This is a genomic window from Pectobacterium peruviense (assembly GCF_002847345.1).
Taxonomy (GTDB): Bacteria; Pseudomonadota; Gammaproteobacteria; order Enterobacterales; family Enterobacteriaceae; genus Pectobacterium; species Pectobacterium peruviense.
On sequence record NZ_LXFV01000001.1, the window covers coordinates 477229 to 494122 of the forward strand.

Genomic DNA, 16894 nt, shown 5'->3' on the forward strand with positions numbered 1-16894 from the left:
CAATAAACAGTTAAAAATTAATAATTAAAAAGAAAGTGCAACGCGATAATAGGCAACAGCATGATCCGGTTTTAGCCAGTCAGGGTGTGCCAACGGCCAACCAACCGTAATTTGCTGTGAGAGATATTGATTAGCAGCGCCCATTCCTACTGCCGCGCCCCACAACGTACCCGACGATTCGCTGTCTGCCTGTTGTGAGAAAAGATGCCCACCGTCCACCGCCGCCGTCAGCGTGATACTGCCCAACAGCGGCAACTGCGTCGCCCGCCAGTTGACTTCGTTGCGCCAGTAGCCACCACGATTACCGGAAATGTAGTGCTCTTTAAAACCACGCACGGAGGTTTCCCCGCCCAACGTTACCTGCTCGCTGCCATATAGACGCTGTGGTGAATACTGACCATAGAGGTTGGTGAGGTAATGGAGGTTGTCAGCAATCGGGTAGTAATAACTGGCCGCCAACGTCACCTTATTGAATTCGGCGCGCAACGCATCGTCAGATTTACCTTCATCACTTTCTGCGCCAAACCAACGCGTTCCGCGGCTGTAAGCCGGATTGAGTGTCGCCAGCCCACCCCACAGTTTCTGGCTGTGATTAATGCCGATAATGGCGCTGCTGAGTTTGCGACTGCTGGATTGCAGCAGAACATCATTCAGGTAGTTCTGCCCGATACGGTGTGACATGCCCGCCGAGAGGCTGGTTTTCATGTCGCCATTGCGAAACACCACACGTGACAGCGTGGCGCGGTGCGTCTGGCTGTCGCCCGTTGAATGCCAGAGAAAATCTCGGTTAGTGAAATCGTTGCGGTAACGACTTTGAGAATAGTCGTAGCTGAGCGTCCAGTAGCCGTAGGGTAATGACACCCCCGCCTGTAAGCTTTCGGCATTGCGGCTATCGCGAAATTCACTGCTGTGTCCACCGTTGATAAACCACTGGTCGGCTAGCCCCAGCACATTATCCGCCCACAGGCCGCCGCTTAGCTGCTGTTCCCCAGTGCTTTTCTGCCCACTATTATCGAAACTGATGTTTGCCGTTAGCGGAATCTGCTTTTTACTGGTGAGGTTCACGATGGAATAGCCAGGCTGGCTACTGGGCTGAATTTCGATACTCACTTGCTGCGTCGGCATGCGGTTGAGCTGTTCCATGCCCTGCTCGATATCGCGGAGATTGAGAATTTCGCCCTCTAACCCCGGAAAGACCTGCTTTAATGCTCGTGTCGATTCATTATTAATATTAATGAATTCGAGGCGCCCTTCCAGAATATCAATCTGTAATATTCCGCTTGAGAGATCTTGCTCGGAAATAAAGGCGCGACTGGTAATATAACCCCGCTCGATATACCAATTACTGACATCATGGATCAGCTGATTTATATTATTAACATTTACACAACGATTAATATAATCTCTGCTTAACGTATTTTTATCTTTTTCACGTAGCAAAGAACTGTTGCGATAATGAATATCCTTAATGAAAAAGCAGTGTCCCGCATCGCTTCCTTCATTAGGTTTTATCGTCTTTTGTGGCTGATTTAACTGTAATAAATCATCGCGCTGCTGCCGAGATTGATCGATCACCTCGGCCTGCCGTTGCTGAATATCAATTCTGTCCGCCGGATTAAGCGGCGCGGAAAATACAGAAAATGACATAGAAGAAAATAACGCAGGCATGATAACAATCAGCCTAAAAAAACCACGCATGGTTTCATCCCTGATGATAATAATTTTTTCGGCATAGTAGAACCGTTAATTACCAAGCTCAATATGTCAGGTAATATATAATTTTATGACAATCGGTTTGCGTTAAGACGCGATAAAATATCTCCCTAAGTCATAATTTTAGGTTGGTTACACCTCCTAATACAATACTGCGTATTTCATGACCCTTTCTTGACGATTTTCTGCCAGAGAGTCACCTCCCCCATAGCCTCGTTGATGCATCATATTGTATATTAGCGCCTCATCACCGCGAATCGATTGCGGCATCAATCCCTATTTCAGTCTCATCACGTTGCGCAGCACTTCTCTCTGGGGGAACAGTGAATTATCCAATTGGGCAGATCAATCACAGCTATCTGGGATCCAGCGTTTACACCATGCTGCGTGAAGCGTTAATTACCGGTCAACTCAAACCGGACGATCGCCTGAGAATACGGGAGCTTGCCGCACAGGTTGGCACCAGCGTAACGCCGGTACGAGATGCGATCTTGCAACTGGCGAAAGAGCAGGCGCTGGTGCTCAAGACACCGCGCGATATCCGCGTGCCCCAACTGACTGAAGCCCAGTTTATAGAGATCCGCACATTACGGCTGGCGCTGGAAGGCACGGGCGCCGAACTGGCCGCCGCACACATTACGCCGAAGATGCTGGAACAGATTGAAGAGAATATTCGCCAAAATCGTCTGGCGATTGATGAGAACAATCTACGCGAAGCGCTGCGGTTAAATAGTGAATTTCACCTGTTTCTGGCACAGGCAGCGCGTATGCCACTGTTGACGCAATTTATCGGCAGTTTATGGATGCGCACGGGCCCGCTGATTGCGCAGGCCTATGCGCATTTTTCCGTGCAGATGGCGATCGAACATCACGAAGACGTTCTTGCAGCTCTACAACAACACGATGCCAGCGCCGCCCGACAGGCCATCCAATCTGACATTCTGGACGGCAGCGAAACAATGCTGGACTTTATTGCCATAGATCAATAGCGTGCGGCGTTAAGCTGCCATGAGTCGCGGTAATAAGCCGCGAATCAGCAATCGGATCTCTTTTGCCTGGCTGATAAACGCGGGCAGCAGCGCGGTAAAGCCCGGTTCGTCCAGCGACGTTGCGGTGTGCTGAGTGCACAAACGCAGCGTCGAATTCTCATCCAAGGCCAGCCAGCAACCTTTCATCGCCGCCATTTCAAAGTTAAGCATCAGCATGAGCTGATACACCGCCGTACTGACCTCCCCCTGAAATCGCATCACATCACTGTGCAATAGCAGTACGCTGCTGCTGGCGGGTACTTCCAAAACCACCGCCTCCTGCCCATCTGGTTCGCGCAGTGCGCAGATGCCGTCCTGCAAGCCCAGTTGAGCCCGGCTGAGTGCACCATAATGGCGTAATAAGCGGGCAATATGCTGTTGTGTTGGTGTCATGTTGTTCTCCTTAATCACAATTAGCTTTTCAGTTGCAGCCCTTCTTGCTGTAACTGCTGCAAAGCATTGGCCGTGGCAGGATTGGCTTTTGCAATCTCGCCGCTCAGTTTGTAGCTTTGCGGTACGGTTTGATCCTGTCCGTAGCTGAAGCTGACGCTACCCAGCAGTTTATTCATGCTGACACCCGCACTGCTTGAGGCGTTGATGATGACTGCCGGGGTATTGAACCCTTCGCTCTTCTTCACCGTCTGCGAAACATCGATACTGGCGAGACGTAAATTATTGCTATCCTTAAACAGCGCAATGACATCATCCTTACCGTGCGTCTTGTTCTGGATGCCCTTTTCTATCTTCTCCCGCACATCGTCTTTCAGTTCCAGCCCAACCGTTACCGAGGCTCTGTCGCTATCCTGCAAGCGGCTTACGATATCCTTTAGCGCCGGGTTGTTCGCGATCAGTTGATTGATACGGTCGGCATTACTTGGCGGAAGCGAAGAAAATAAATGGTTGCCGATAACCTGAAACAGCCCGTTTTCCGTCAATTTGCTGAGATTGGTGTAGGACGTCGTGTGCTTAACGCTATCCAGCGTTGCCCCATCACGCTGCGCGACATCCTGTCGCACGTTCAATTTTTGCAAACTCAGTAGCCCCTGATGCTGATCGTCAGTTTTGGCCGTTTTATCGGCGAAGTGCTCATTCAAAATGGCCAACTGATCGTCCGGTTCCGCGATTTTTTTCACACCGTCGATCAACAACTGGCTGGCAGGATCGTTGAATGCGGAGTTCAGCGTCTTGGTCAGCGCGTCAATATCCTTTTTCTCCAACGGCTCGGCTTTCTTCATACCCAGACTAATCGATTGGTTAGTGCGCGAATCTGCCGCCACATTCACCCCAATGCTGGCTGAGGTGAAGAACGGGACGGTGCCCTCCGGCGTGTTTCTGGCGGCTCCAGCACTGATCGTGGCATTGGCACCCATCGCCGCTTGATTCATGAACCGCAGGCGGTTGTCGGATTCGGTGTAGGTGGTAGATTTCTCTCCTTGCGCGACGCTGGACGAGCTGGTGCCCGACAGCACGTTGGCGTTCGCCGTCAGGCCGACAGATCCGCGTAATGTGGCGCTGGTGGGTGCCGCGCCTTTTTCTGTCAGGTTTATCCCACCACGCAGTTCCAGTGCCGCATTGCTATCCAGATTGAAGCTGGCCGTTTTACCCGCCTTCACGCTGTGCTGCTCGCCTTTATCCAGCAGAGCAAGCGGATTGATCGTGCCGCTCGACAGACCGTCAATAAAACCGGGCAGTTCTTCTTCACTGAGGGTAAAGTTCAGGGCGTTTTGCTGCGCCATTTGCAGGCTGGCGGAGACGCCGAATGACGCGCGGACATCCGGTGCAAAGCTGTGTTTGCTGTTAATGTTTTGCGTCATCTGCGCCGAGGTTTTTCCGGTCAGGTACTCGCTGACGTCATATCCACCGGAGTAGCTCACTTTCCCGGTAATCCCGCCCGAACGCTCGAAGGCGACATTAATGCCGTTTTCGCCACGGGAAAAACTCAGGTTGTAATTTCTTTCGCCGCTGACACCGCCGCCCGGCACCGGAGGGAAAGGCAGAGGCGTGCCGCTGACGACAAACGACATAGATGCGCCGCCGCCATAAGTCCGGTTAAACGCGATGCTTTCGTTGCTGTCCAACGACAAAACGGTCGCCTTCATTTTATCGATCATGTCTGTCTGGCTGACCGCCTGCATCACGGTTTTCGAGGTCACGCTGACGGCATTCTCTTCTTTCCTGAACGCCTTCATAAAGGTTTTAACCGAATCGTAATCCGCCTCCAGCGATTTGTGATTGGTGAACCCCATGTCAGTCATTTTCTTCACCGGATTGTCACCATAATCCCCCTGCCGTAGCGCATTAAGCTCCTTCATCATCGATGCCAACGCCGCCTCATTCGGCGAGGTGCCTGATAACGCCCCAGCGCGGTCGGCCAGTTTGTGCAAATCGCCCAACACCAGGGTATCCAGCACCAGCCGCGTTTTTGCCAACGACAGGGCATCGCTGGTGTCACGCTGTTGCCCAAGCGCCTCGCTATTTGGCTTTTGAGCTATCGGCGTTTTACTGTCTACAAAGGCTTTTATCAGCGTACCGGCGGTACTCGTTTTCGATGACGGGTGGCTCTCCATCGCTGCCAGCAGCACCGGAGCCAGATCTTTTTCTCTGCCGTGCACGCTGGCTGGCTTGCCTTCCGGGTTCATCACACCGTTATCGCTTACCACGCCCTGCTGCCTGCCGATAAGCAAGGCTGCTTTGGCCGAGCTGTTTTCCAGTTCGGTCTGGAACTGTTTTAACAGGTTTACTAACGGTTTCCCTTGCTCTCCCAGATCCAGCTTGTCGAGCTTACTCGCCAGATCCATCGCCGTTCCCTGCGGCTGGCTCGTCGTGGCGTCCAATTTTTTCAGTAATTCGGTCTGCATGTCGTAAACGGGTTTCAGTCCTTCTCGGCCGCTAATTTGATGCTGAACATGGTCGGCAAAGGTTTTCAGCGGTCGTGGTACTTCCATGGAGAACGAGACAACATGGGCTCTGAGCAAATCTGACAGCTTGCTTTTAACCTGCTGTGACTCTTCACCCGTTTTCCCTAGAACCTGAACATCGGCTTTAAGCGATACACCGGTCAGCGGTATCTTCGTCCCTTTTGTCGCCACATCCAGTCGGCCAAACACCGTTTCTGCGGCACGCGCTTCCGAGGGTAATAGCGCTTCTCCTTTTGGCACTGTCGTTTTCCACGCGCTCCCTTGTTGGGTGTGAAGTTCATGATCGTCATGCGCAACCTGCAAATGATGCTGCGCATCCGTACCCAGCGAATTCGCTTTGCCCTCTGCTGGCGTCTTCACCGGCTGCCATTGTGCCTTGTCATGGTTCGCGGCATTCTGCCAGTCGTCTTTCGGTAGCTGAAAGAGCTGCCCTTCTTTATTCAGAGCGAACAACGTCTGCTGATGATCCAGCGTGATGTCCTGTATCTCGCCGGACAACCCATTCTTAGGCAGTGCCAGCGGCGGCGCGGTGGGCTTATCCGTTCCTGGCTTGATCTGGTGAAAATGCAGATCGCCCTGTTTATCGACGGCAATAAATTTATTGCGGTTGACCACCGCCATCGCCGATACACCATCATCCTTATCGATCCCCGGAAGCGCCGTGCCCGCAGACGGCGTCATACGCACCTGCGACAGCGCAAAAACAGTGTTGTCACCGTGCGTAAACGACTCTGATTTCTGATTGATGGACAGTGGCGTGATTTCGCCGTCTTTCAGCGTGTAAGCCTGATTGTCCAGTCCGCGCTTTAATTGGCTGGCTTCAACGCTGGATGCTTCCCAATTTTTAGTATTGCCGTTGTAGAAATGGACTTTGCCATCTTGTAGCCCTATTTGCCCCAGTCGTCCCAGATCTAAGGTGTCTTTCGCTGCGGGTGCCTCCGTCGTCAGACCCAGCTTATTATCCACCACCAGACTGTCGCTCAGGTTCCACCCCGGCGTTGGCGACACCCCATTCTGCCCCAGAGGCGCGACATGTTTTTGTCCCTGACGATCGGTGGCGAGTGCCTGCGTCTGCCCGTGTTCATCGTGGGCAAATCCGGTAATACGGTGGTCCGTCCCCAACGCCGCATTCAGTTCAGACGTGCTGACTGGCGTTAAATTGGCGTGTTGTTCGCCCGCCTCAGGCCGCGGTGCGTGATAAAGCTTGCCATCATTATCGGCAACCAGCAGATGTTCAGCGGTTAATCCCACCGCTTTTGCATACACCGGTTCACCATTTTCCAATTTGAGATCCACCGGCTGCGGTGCGGCATCCAGCGCGCTCATCAGATGCAATTGTGTCAGATGATCCTGCTCGGTCAGCACGACCGATTGTCCGTTTTGGTTAGCGGAGAACGCCGTGATTTTATCGCTGAAGGCTGATGACGCCGTCCCCGATGACAAGTTACTCAACGTGTGATCATCTTTAACCGCGTACAGCTGACCATCTCCTTGCCGCGATAATTGGCTATGGGGGACGTCGCTGTTTTTCTGCCAAACGCCAAATTCAGTATTCAATGAAAACAGCTTGCCGTCATGCAGACGCAATTGCTCGCCCGCGCCTGAAGCAGAGTCGGGCTGCCGGTGGACGCCCGTCAATAGCTCGTGGTTCATCCGTCCAGATAGCGGTACGCTCGTGGATTCACCTGATTTTGTTTGCAGGGAGATATGCTGTGACGTGGATTCCAGCTGTACGTTATCCACACCCAACTTACCCGACGGCATCGCGCCGCGACCGCTGCTGTGGAGTGCAACATGCTGATTTTCATCACTTTGGATAACGAATAGCCGTCCTGATTTGTCGGCTAACGCATGCTGTTGTTCGCCCACTCGCCCATCTTGATTTTCATGATGGGCAACGAACGGTTGGCTGTTTTTCCCTATGGTCTGCTGCAACAGCGTAGTCAGCGCTTCCGGTAAGCCCTTGCCGAACTGAAGCTTACCGTGGCTGTCCAGCGCGATATCGGCTTTAGCCGCAGGCGTCTGGTTGCCGCTGCCGTTTATTTTGATATCGGCATCTGCGGTGGAAGCAAAACGCGGCAAGCTCTGGATAGGCCCACCTGACGCCAGCGAATCACGCTGCGCGCGCGGTAAACTCTGACTCATGCCTTCCGATGCAAATAGCTCGCGCAAAGTCGTCGAGCGCGAACCCTGACTCTTCACCTGACTGCTGCTTCCCTGCTCCAATTCAGGCGGTTTGTTTTTATCATGCAAACCTTGCTGAATCAGGGATTGCGCCCCCTTCTGGCTCGCACTGGTGCTACTGCCCTGCGATAACGATGTTTTAGCTAGCGCAGCAGGTGCAATTTCCGAAATGGACAGACTGGGCTGAACATGCTGGATTTTCTGCATAACAAGTTCCAAGAGTGATGAAGTGAACGTGCCAGTTAAGTGGTCGTTTTCTCCTTCCGGTTCCCATCATCTTTCTCTTCCTCGCTCGGGGAACCACATCACACCGCCCCTCACTTAATACGCAACAGACGTAAGCCTGTTAATAACCCATCACGATTCACTTTCAAGGAGATGTTATGGCTGATATGACAATTACGCTCAGCATACAACCCGGCGCAGGTCTGTCATCGACAGGACTGAATTCCCCACTTTCAGGCAGCAACGGCGGGGCGTCACCACGTTCCGGGCAGCAAGATAGCCAACTGATGGAAGCGCTGAGCACATTGTTGAGTGCCCTTCTACCCAATTCGCAAAGCAATACGCCCTCATCAACAGACGGCAGTTCGCAGGGTCAGACTGGCTCAGGCAATGCGGGGAGTTCAGCGTTAGGGCAAAACGGCAGCCCTGCCGATATGCTGATGAAACTGTTGGAAGCGCTGATCCCCGGTAAAAACGGGCAGGAAGCAGGGAACCCGCTCTCTTCCGGTTCGTCGGGCGCAGCAGGTGGCAACAGCGGTACCTCACCGTTAACGGGCTCATCCGGTACTGGCGGCGCCGGAGGCACCGGTGCCGCACAAAATCCAGAAGATCTGAGCCGTTCTCTACTGCAAGATTCGGCAGGCAGCGCATTAGATAATGCCATCAGCCCAACAGAGGACGGCGGTGGCCAACTGAGTGGCAACGATCTGTTAAAAGCACTGCTGGAATTGATTGGTAACTTGATGGATTCACAGAAAGGTGAATTTGGTCAGCCGCAAGGTAGCGGCCGATCACAAGGTGGCGGATCGCCGTCAACGGGCGCGCCGCAAGCGTCATCTGGTGGTGGAGGCGGTGGTTCACCTGCCGCACCGTCTGGCGGTGGCTCACCGGCTGCACCTTCAGCACCATCTTCATCGGTCGGCGGTAGCGGCGGAGCAGCGCCCGCCCCACTAACGGCTGCGCCAACCGGCGTTGATGGCGGTTCGGCCGCCTCACCCACGGCGTCAACAGCAGGTGCTGGCCCAGTATCCTTCCCAACCGCCAGCGGTGATGTCACGGTGGTAAATGACACCATCAAAGTCGGTCCCGGTGAGGTTTTTGACGGCGGCGGCAAAACCTTTACTGCTGGTAGCAAATTAGGTGACGGCGGCCAGGCTGAAGGCCAAAAGCCGATATTTGAACTGGCTCAAGGCGCAACGCTGAAAAACGTGGTGTTTGGGGATAATGCAGCGGACGGTGTACACGTTCGCGGTGATGCCAAAATTGATAACGTGCACTGGACCAACGTCGGTGAAGATGCGCTGACAGTGAAATCAAACAACGGCAAACCTGCCAACGTTGAAATCACCAACAGCAGTGCTCAGGGCGCTTCCGATAAAATTTTCCAATTGAACGCGGATGCCAACCTGACTATCGATAACTTCAAAGCGAAAGATTTCGGTACGTTCGTGCGCACGAACGGCGGACAACAGGGCGACTGGAATTTGAACCTGAGTAACATTGATGCAGAAAACGGCAAGTTCTCGTTCGTGAAAAGCGACAGTGAAGGGTTGAACGTCAAAGGCAACAATATCAACCTGACGAACGTCAACAATCACTACAAAGTGCCCGACTCTGCCAACTTACAGGTAAATTAAGATGCCAAACACGATGACATCGCCCACGCCGACTCGCTGGGCGGATCTCGCCAGGCAAGGCGGATACATTACGCCCGCTCAGCGTGAATCATTCACCCAGGCTATTCATCTGGTGAGAGCACAGTTGAACACGGTACTGAGTCAGTCAGGAACACGGCGACGGGGTGAGTTCGAGTTCGATAACTTTGTGGATTCTCTGGAACAGGACTTCCTGCATAAGGCTGATATCCATAAGGAAAATGGACTACATAGCGACGTGGCGCAGACCTCGTTCTGGGTCGCTCGTCTGATCGCCGATCGCTGTATTGCAGTGCGCCAAATGTAATACTTGTGCCATACAATACTGGGGAAAAAGCCAGCCTGGGAAACCTGTGCTGGCTTTATTAGGATTTGCGTCGACAGATAGCAGGCCCTCACCCAATGCTTACCGTTCCCCCGCCAATCACCACGCCGCCACAGCTAACCGCATCACCAGTGCGAGCAGCAGGCTTTCCATCAATGAGCACGCTGGATGAACCACCGCTAATACTCCGGTCATGACCGTGAGGAACCAGAGGATCGCCTTGTCGAGCCAACGGCATACCATCAACCTTAACCGTTGATGAGCCCGCCGCGACGGGCGTCGGCGGATAGTTACCGTGCCCCGTATCGCTATCGCCTAATTTAACTGCGTTACCCATATTTAGTCCTTTATTAATGCGTTTATTAAAACACCGAGATAAGTCAGTTTATTTAATAGGCTGCTGGTCCGTTTTAGGCTGCTTAGCACGGTAGGCATCCATGATCGGTGCCCAGTCCATTCCCTGTGGGATCGGATGTTGCTTAAACAGTTCTCCGTATTCTTTGTCAAAATCATCAATGCCGTATTGTTCAGCCACTGAGACTTTTTTATCATACCAATCATCTGTAACTTCCTCAGCGATACCACGAGCAAGCAACAGATCTGGGCTGGCCCCAAGCCCACGCCCCATCAATACCACCTCATAATAGCCGCCGGGAGCCAGCCCAAAATAGATCCGATCTCGTTGGTCAATACGCTTGCCAATCTGATAGCGTTGCTGCATTTGCCGAGATAAATCTGCCGGTAAATCGACCTTGATGCGATACCGCTTGCGATCGTAGAAAGACACCATCTCTATCGAAGCTTTGTCAGGCACGGGGACGCCATCGGTAGGCACCCCCCCTCCCCCAGCCCAGTAATATTTTCTATCAATGATATCTTTGTATGGTGCGCCTGCGTTACATCCACCACCGGGATAACTGGATACGATTTTCCCGTTATAATAGAAAGTGGCTTTCGTCGTGCAAAAACTGTCAATATTGCTACCTGAACCATATCGCCATGAAGAAGCCGATTTTGTGGGTGCTGTAGCACAGGCAGTCAATGAAAAACAAAGCCCCAGCAACACAATAAATTGTTTAAACATCATGCCTCCTCATTCCCTATTATGTGCCGCCGCTCTTTACTCACAGTGACACAATTACTTCACCGGCTGCTGGTCCGTTTTAGGCTGGTTGGCGCGGTAGGCATCCATGATCGGCGCCCAGTCCATGCCCAATGGGATAGGATGTTGCTTAAACAGTGCGCCGTATTCTTTGTCAAAGTCTTGGAGCGTCACAGTGTATTGGCTCACACCGATCGGGAATTTTTTATCATACCAATTGTCCGTCACCTCTTCGGCGATGCCACGGGCAAGCAACAGGTCTGGTTTGACAAGCAACTTATTGCCTTTCAATAGCACTTCATAATAACCACCGGGTGCTAGGCCAAAATAGAGCCAGCTACGTTGGTCAGTGTGCTCCTCAACCTGATAGCGCTGCTGCATTTGCTGGGCTAAATCTGCTGGTAAATTGACCTTGATGCGATACCGCTTGCGATCGTAGAAGGACACTATCTCTATCGAAGCCCTGTCAGGAACGGGAACACCATCGGTAGGTAACCCCCCGCCCCCCGCCCAGTAATATTTTTTGTCAATGATATCTTTGTACGGTGCGCCGGCGTTACATCCACCACCGGGATAACTGAATACGATTTTACCGTTATGATAGAAAGTGGCTTTCGTCGTACAAAAACTGTCAATATTGCTACCTGAACCATAACTCCAGCTAACCGGAGTTCTTAAATTCGGGCTTGAGCAGGCGACCAGCGAGATGCTGAGGCCCACGACCATAATCAAATACCTGAACATTATGCTTCCTCATTCCCTATTATGTGCCGCCGCTCTTTACCCACGGTGGTTTCAAATTTGCTGGTATTAGCCGGACTAGCAATGCCCTGGTTGCTGGCGCTACGATGGACATAATCGCAGCGCAGCGCCCGATAAACCTCCGCAGAAAGTTGCTGACTCAGATTTTTCACCACACCCTGCTCTGTGGCCGCAAATGCCCACATCTCATCTAGTTTAGTCAGATTGACCACTGGTAATTTGACGGCTCCAGACTCAAGCCTATGCCCATTTATTGTTGGATCCCACACTTTAAACGGCACCCCGGCGGCTAACCCCGCTTCTACCATCATATGCAGCGGAATGCGCGAATATTCCCCCTCCACCACGCGACTCATTACCACCTCCACATACACGGCCTTTTTCGTCCACGAATCATCTTTGCCACGTCGTCGGATAAACGAATAGGGGGTCAAACTGATCGCCCCTACAGGAGGAATAGCGGCGCGCAGCAAATGTGGGTGAAGACGTTCAACCCAGCCTAAAGCAATCTTCTCCTCGGCATAGACGTGTGCCTGCCGATAAGCCTGGCTTTCATCATCCGGCGTGGAGGTCGCTTCTTCACTCATAAAGCGTTCTAGTTCAAGGCACTCGGTTAGCGCCGGATCGCTGTTCGGATTAGGCAGGCTCCAGCGGCTGTAATACCCGCCGCCAAGATCCGAATGCGCGCCCGGAAGCGCCAGTTCGGTGAAGTGTGGCGGAATGCTGGTGCCTATTGCCGTAGGCGTGACGCGCGTTAAGGGGAAGTGTTTTCGCACCTCATCCAGTGCCGTTAAATGCACCAGACGCTCGACGCTATCCGCATGTAAACGAATGTTCAAACTGGGGTGGTAGGACGAGGCGACCGTATCAAAAATTCCGACAAACGTGATACGCACATCCTCCCTATTGGCCCAGTCAAACCCAGTCTTAAGGCGGATAGCGGGCGTATTGGCGATCGCTTGCACCAGCGGATGATCGGCTTTTTGGTCGATGACATTGACAAAATGTCGTGCCGCCGCCGCCCCGCGGCTAAAACCAAACACATCAAAAACAATTCGGTTAATGCAGTCGATATTAGGTAATGTATTTTCTAAATCACGCATGACAGCGGCAACAATTCCCTGCTCACAGGCCTGATTAACTTTGCCAACGATAGAGGTATTTTCACCGCCAAAATCCAGATCCAACCCTTTTGTCAGCATATTGTCCGATCGATATTCCAGGCCATCTTTCCCAGCAACGGGATCGAGAGTCCCAATGCCGCTGATATAGCTATGGGCGCTCAGTGTCTTAGCCCCAAAAATATATTGATCGTAGAGTTTCCCCACATTAGTAATATCGTTCGCCGCACTGTCACTCACCGGAAGCCGTCCCATCTGGCAGCCACGCAGCTCTTTCTCCCGCTGCGCCGGATCGGAGCAAGTTTCAGCCAGCCATTGCTCCACTTTTTTAAGACCAGACTCGGCATTATACGTGTTATTCCCCGTACCATCGAAGAACACGCCGATGCGCAGCACGTTGATCTGATAACCTTTTACTTCGATAACGTAAGAATGCTTGGTAAAGAAACGCACGCTACCCGCTTTCCCTTCCTGATGCGCCTCTGGCAAGGGTTGTTCCGGTGCGGTCAAGCACAGGTCTCCGGTGGTCGCCTTAATATGTTCACGTGGCGTTTCATCATACCCAGCTTTCTCTGCCACATAGGCAGGGACGGCACTTTGCCCGTCCTTCAATATTTCACGCGATTGCGCTGCTTTGAGCCAGGGCTGCGTCTCCAGCTTGACGGCTATCGGGCCTACGGCAAAACCACGTACGACTACAGGTCCTTCTTTGAGGGTGACCGTTTCGGATTTACCGGTATCATCGGTCAGTGTCGCTTTCAGCCCCTTGAACGGACGATTGTGTTCATCACGAACCTCAATCTCTATCCAGGTATCGTAACGTTCGCAGGGTATACAGTGGGGATCGGCTGCCATTAGTTAGCTCCTATTAACGCGTTATGCTGCACCATCCAGTGGTTGACCTGCGCGAATTCAGCCTCGGTCAGCATCAGCGGCGCTCGAATACTCTCCAAAGGAAGTCCGGTCTGCAAGGTCAAGGCTCCAGCCACCACGCCATCGAGCACATCGTCTTGAAGCCTCTCCGCATTGGCTTGCCTGAGAACGGACAAAATAGTCCCTGCCGGATCGGGATGACGTTCCATCATGCTCGTCATGGTCTGCCATAGACGCCGACGAAGAATATAGGCGTGACGCTTTTCGTCATACAACGCCGCCATATGGTGTGAGCGGATGTGAAACCAGGGGCTTTTTAACCGGGGATGGAAGGGAATATCAGGATTACGCGTAAACCCATTGTCGTTGATCCAGAGTCCATTACAGGGGCCAAGCACGGCATCCCGCTCTTCTAGGCTCATGGCGCAGAACATCGGAAGAAAGATACGAGGTTCAGAGAAACGAAACCAGACAGCCTCTCCTTCACGGATAGCCAATATCAGGCTTTGCCAATGGTTGCGAACGACTTCAAGAGACTGTTCACTGACCAGATAGAATCCACTCAGTGCTGGAGAATTCGCCACGAATACAGGTGAAGGATTAGACAGCAGCCAGGGTCCAAGTGCGGCTTGTTCTTCAAACTCGGTCCCCGCAAAGAGGGGGAAAGCTTCACCTTGGCTGAGTTCATAGAAACGAGCTACTGCCGAGCGATCTACCGCGCCGTCGACAATAGCAAAGAGAGTGCCGCTATGCTGGGCTTGCCACGTATTCAGACTCATGCGTTGCCTCCCTTAGCGAGGGGGCAAGGTTTGACAAGCGGTGACATCGATTCCATGCTTTTATGAATGGCAGGGGCAGGCAATGTCGCGGGTGGTGCAGGAGGAACGGCAACACCACCCGGCAGAATGGGACTCTGTCCTGCCCAACCAGAACCGCTCCCAGCACTGCCCCCAGAGTTAATTTTGATAGCCGGGCCCACCACGCTAACGCCGCTGGGATCGATCTTGATGAAACTTCCCCCGACTTTCAGCGTCAGCTCCGCCCCCGCTTCAAGAACCACCTTAGCGCCCGCCTTCACATGCACTTCTTGCCCTGCCTCGACCAGCAAAGCCTGTCCCAGTTTCTGGTGCATAGAGGTATCGACGTTCAGTGAGTAATCCCCTTTAACATGGTCACGTTTCTCGCTCTCGACCGTCAGGTGATCGTTGGCTTTTACGCGGGTGACTCGCTCATTATCAATATCCGTATGTGAATCATGTTTAATATGCCAGACAACATCGTTCTCAATCAGCGCATTGAGATCTTTCTGACCGTGAATATAAATCTCTTCCTGCCCTGCCTGATCTTCAAAGCGCAGCTCATTAAATCCTTCTCCCTGATGGGTTTCCGTACGCAGCACGGTGCGCGTCTTGTGCGCAGGCAAGTCGTAAGGAGGACGGTTGGTCGCGTGGAACGTACGCCCGGTGATAATCGGCTGGTCTGGGTCACCCTCGAGGAAGCTAACAATCACTTCATGGCTGATGCGTGGGATAGCGATCATGCCGTACTGACCGCCCGCCCAGCCCTGACTAACACGCACCCAGCAGGAGCTCTGGTCGTTGCTCGCACCGTAGCGATCCCACGGGAATTGCAGCTTCACCCGACCGTACTGGTCGCAGTAAATCTCTTCTCCCGCCGGGCCGACGACGGTGGCGATTTGCGGGCCATCGACCATCGGTTTGTATGGCAACTCCGCACGCCAAGTCGTGTTGGCGCTAATGACGTCGAAGCTGTTACTGTAGGTGGTCGGTTCGCCGCCACTTTCCTCCTCCAGCGCCTGCGGTTGCTGCCCGACGTGCGTGATAGCCACCAGTTGCCAGCAGCTGTTCAGCGCCGGATTGGGGTGCTCGGTCAACATGAAACTGCTGCCTGGCATTAACATCGCCGCATTCGATTCACCCGCGCCGGTCACCGCCCCGGAACGTAGCGCATCCAGCCGGTAACCGCTGAACGCCTTGCCGCTCGGTTCTTGTTTATAGCGCCCCGGATAATCGTAGTGCTGATAGCTTTCGCGCTGATGCGCCAGCTCGTTGCTCATCTTCTTGTGTGACAGCCCGTAAGCCGGGGTTTTGAAGCTGTAGTCCTTCAATTCCACTTCTGCCGTACTCACCCGCTCCGCGTAGTGGAACCGCCGGACATAGTCGCCTTCGCTCAGCCCCTGAACCGCCAGATTGAAGAACAGCTCGGGGCCTTTGGTCAGCGCCCCGGCATCATCAGCAAACACCACACGGTGTTTGCCTTCCTCAAACTCATGGAAGAAGTACAGGCCTTCCTCTGCGGTCAACCGGGTAAGAAACGCCAAATCGCTTTCCCGGTACTGCACGCAGTATTCCCGCACCGTATGGTCATGACGCAACGAAAAGGCATAATCGGTGATACCCGCTTCTTCCAGCAATATGCTGATAATCGCTTCCGGTTTCTGTGCCTGAAAGATACGGGCGTTGGTGCGAAGCCCCAGTCGCCACAGGGCAGGCCGGACTTCTGCCTGATAGCGCGTGCGGCGAAATCCGGTGTCACCCTGCGTGAATCCACTAATAATCCCGCTGACCCGGCGTTTTAACTCACCCTCATACCAAATCATCAGTTCGCACGGCTGGTCCAGCACCGCGCCAAAATCGACATCCGGCAACGCGCTCGCCAGACTCAGCGACAGGCTGAAAGGCCGGTTCAGCCCCTCATCCAGCCTGAAATCCACCACCGCAAACGTGCCTACCGCCAGCGCGCCGACCTTTACGGTGAATTGCAATCCGGTACTGTTTGCCATCGGTCTTCTCCTTATTATTCTTGTGCTGTTACCACGGCGACCGCACGCCTTGGGTTCCCTCGGCGCGGCACGTCGCTATCCTGATTAACAGCAAAACCTGAGTTGTGGTCTGAGTCTGCTCACACCACGACCTAGGTTGATAAAAACATCACACGGGAAAAATATGATTTCAGAGAAAAACGCAG

General features: G+C 53.1%; 12 protein-coding genes. 3 read left to right on the forward strand and 9 right to left on the reverse strand.

Features of this window, described 5'->3' with window-relative positions; all coding sequences use genetic code 11:
- Positions 1–24 precede the first annotated feature (24 nt).
- Positions 25–1698, reverse strand: coding sequence for a ShlB/FhaC/HecB family hemolysin secretion/activation protein (locus A0G03_RS02135; protein ID WP_048259991.1), 1674 nt, complete (start codon positions 1696–1698; stop codon positions 25–27).
- A gap of 338 nt (positions 1699–2036) precedes the next feature.
- Here A0G03_RS02135 and A0G03_RS02140 point away from each other — a divergent pair, with 338 nt between their 5' ends.
- The gene (locus tag A0G03_RS02140; RefSeq protein ID WP_048259990.1) at positions 2037–2702 is read left to right on the forward strand and encodes a GntR family transcriptional regulator; all 666 of its coding nucleotides are present in this window, start codon (positions 2037–2039) and stop codon (positions 2700–2702) included.
- Positions 2703–2711: 9 nt separating this feature from the next.
- Here A0G03_RS02140 and A0G03_RS02145 read toward each other — a convergent pair whose 3' ends face one another.
- Positions 2712–3134: a type III secretion system chaperone gene (locus A0G03_RS02145; RefSeq protein ID WP_048259989.1), complete on the reverse strand. Its 423-nt coding sequence runs from the start codon at positions 3132–3134 to the stop codon at positions 2712–2714.
- Between the two features lie 20 nt (positions 3135–3154).
- A complete protein-coding gene (locus tag A0G03_RS02150; protein ID WP_048259988.1) occupies positions 3155–8050 on the reverse strand; it encodes an AvrE-family type 3 secretion system effector in 4896 nt (1631 codons plus the stop codon).
- Between the two features lie 176 nt (positions 8051–8226).
- Between A0G03_RS02150 and A0G03_RS02155 the strand changes: the two genes are divergently transcribed.
- Both A0G03_RS02155 and A0G03_RS02160 read left to right on the forward strand, forming a co-directional pair.
- Entirely contained in the window at positions 8227–9705 is a 1479-nt protein-coding gene (locus A0G03_RS02155) for a pectate lyase (RefSeq protein WP_048259987.1), read from the forward strand.
- Position 9706: 1 nt separating this feature from the next.
- Entirely contained in the window at positions 9707–10030 is a 324-nt protein-coding gene (locus A0G03_RS02160) for a hypothetical protein (RefSeq protein ID WP_048259986.1), read from the forward strand.
- An 88-nt stretch (positions 10031–10118) separates the two neighbouring features.
- On the opposite strand, the gene A0G03_RS02165 is transcribed toward A0G03_RS02160, so the two are convergent.
- The 6 genes from A0G03_RS02165 to A0G03_RS02190 are packed head-to-tail and all read right to left on the reverse strand — an operon-like array spanning position 10119 to position 16709.
- Positions 10119–10385, reverse strand: coding sequence for a type VI secretion system PAAR protein (locus A0G03_RS02165; protein WP_048259985.1), 267 nt, complete (start codon positions 10383–10385; stop codon positions 10119–10121).
- Positions 10386–10433: 48 nt separating this feature from the next.
- On the reverse strand, positions 10434–11135 hold the full coding sequence (locus A0G03_RS02170; protein WP_241771503.1) for a DUF2931 family protein: 702 nt from the start codon (positions 11133–11135) through the stop codon (positions 10434–10436).
- A 51-nt stretch (positions 11136–11186) separates the two neighbouring features.
- Positions 11187–11894 (reverse strand): DUF2931 family protein, encoded by a 708-nt coding sequence (locus tag A0G03_RS02175; RefSeq protein ID WP_048259983.1) that lies wholly within the window; start codon positions 11892–11894, stop codon positions 11187–11189.
- Positions 11894–13888 (reverse strand): T6SS phospholipase effector Tle1-like catalytic domain-containing protein, encoded by a 1995-nt coding sequence (locus A0G03_RS02180; protein WP_048259982.1) that lies wholly within the window; start codon positions 13886–13888, stop codon positions 11894–11896. The genes A0G03_RS02175 and A0G03_RS02180 overlap by 1 nt, the downstream gene beginning before the upstream one ends.
- On the reverse strand, positions 13888–14685 hold the full coding sequence (locus tag A0G03_RS02185) for a DUF4123 domain-containing protein (RefSeq protein WP_048259981.1): 798 nt from the start codon (positions 14683–14685) through the stop codon (positions 13888–13890). Before A0G03_RS02185 ends, A0G03_RS02180 begins: the two co-directional genes overlap by 1 nt.
- The gene (locus A0G03_RS02190) at positions 14682–16709 is read right to left on the reverse strand and encodes a type VI secretion system Vgr family protein (RefSeq protein WP_048259980.1); all 2028 of its coding nucleotides are present in this window, start codon (positions 16707–16709) and stop codon (positions 14682–14684) included. The genes A0G03_RS02185 and A0G03_RS02190 overlap by 4 nt, the downstream gene beginning before the upstream one ends.
- Between the last annotated feature and the right edge of the window lie 185 nt (positions 16710–16894).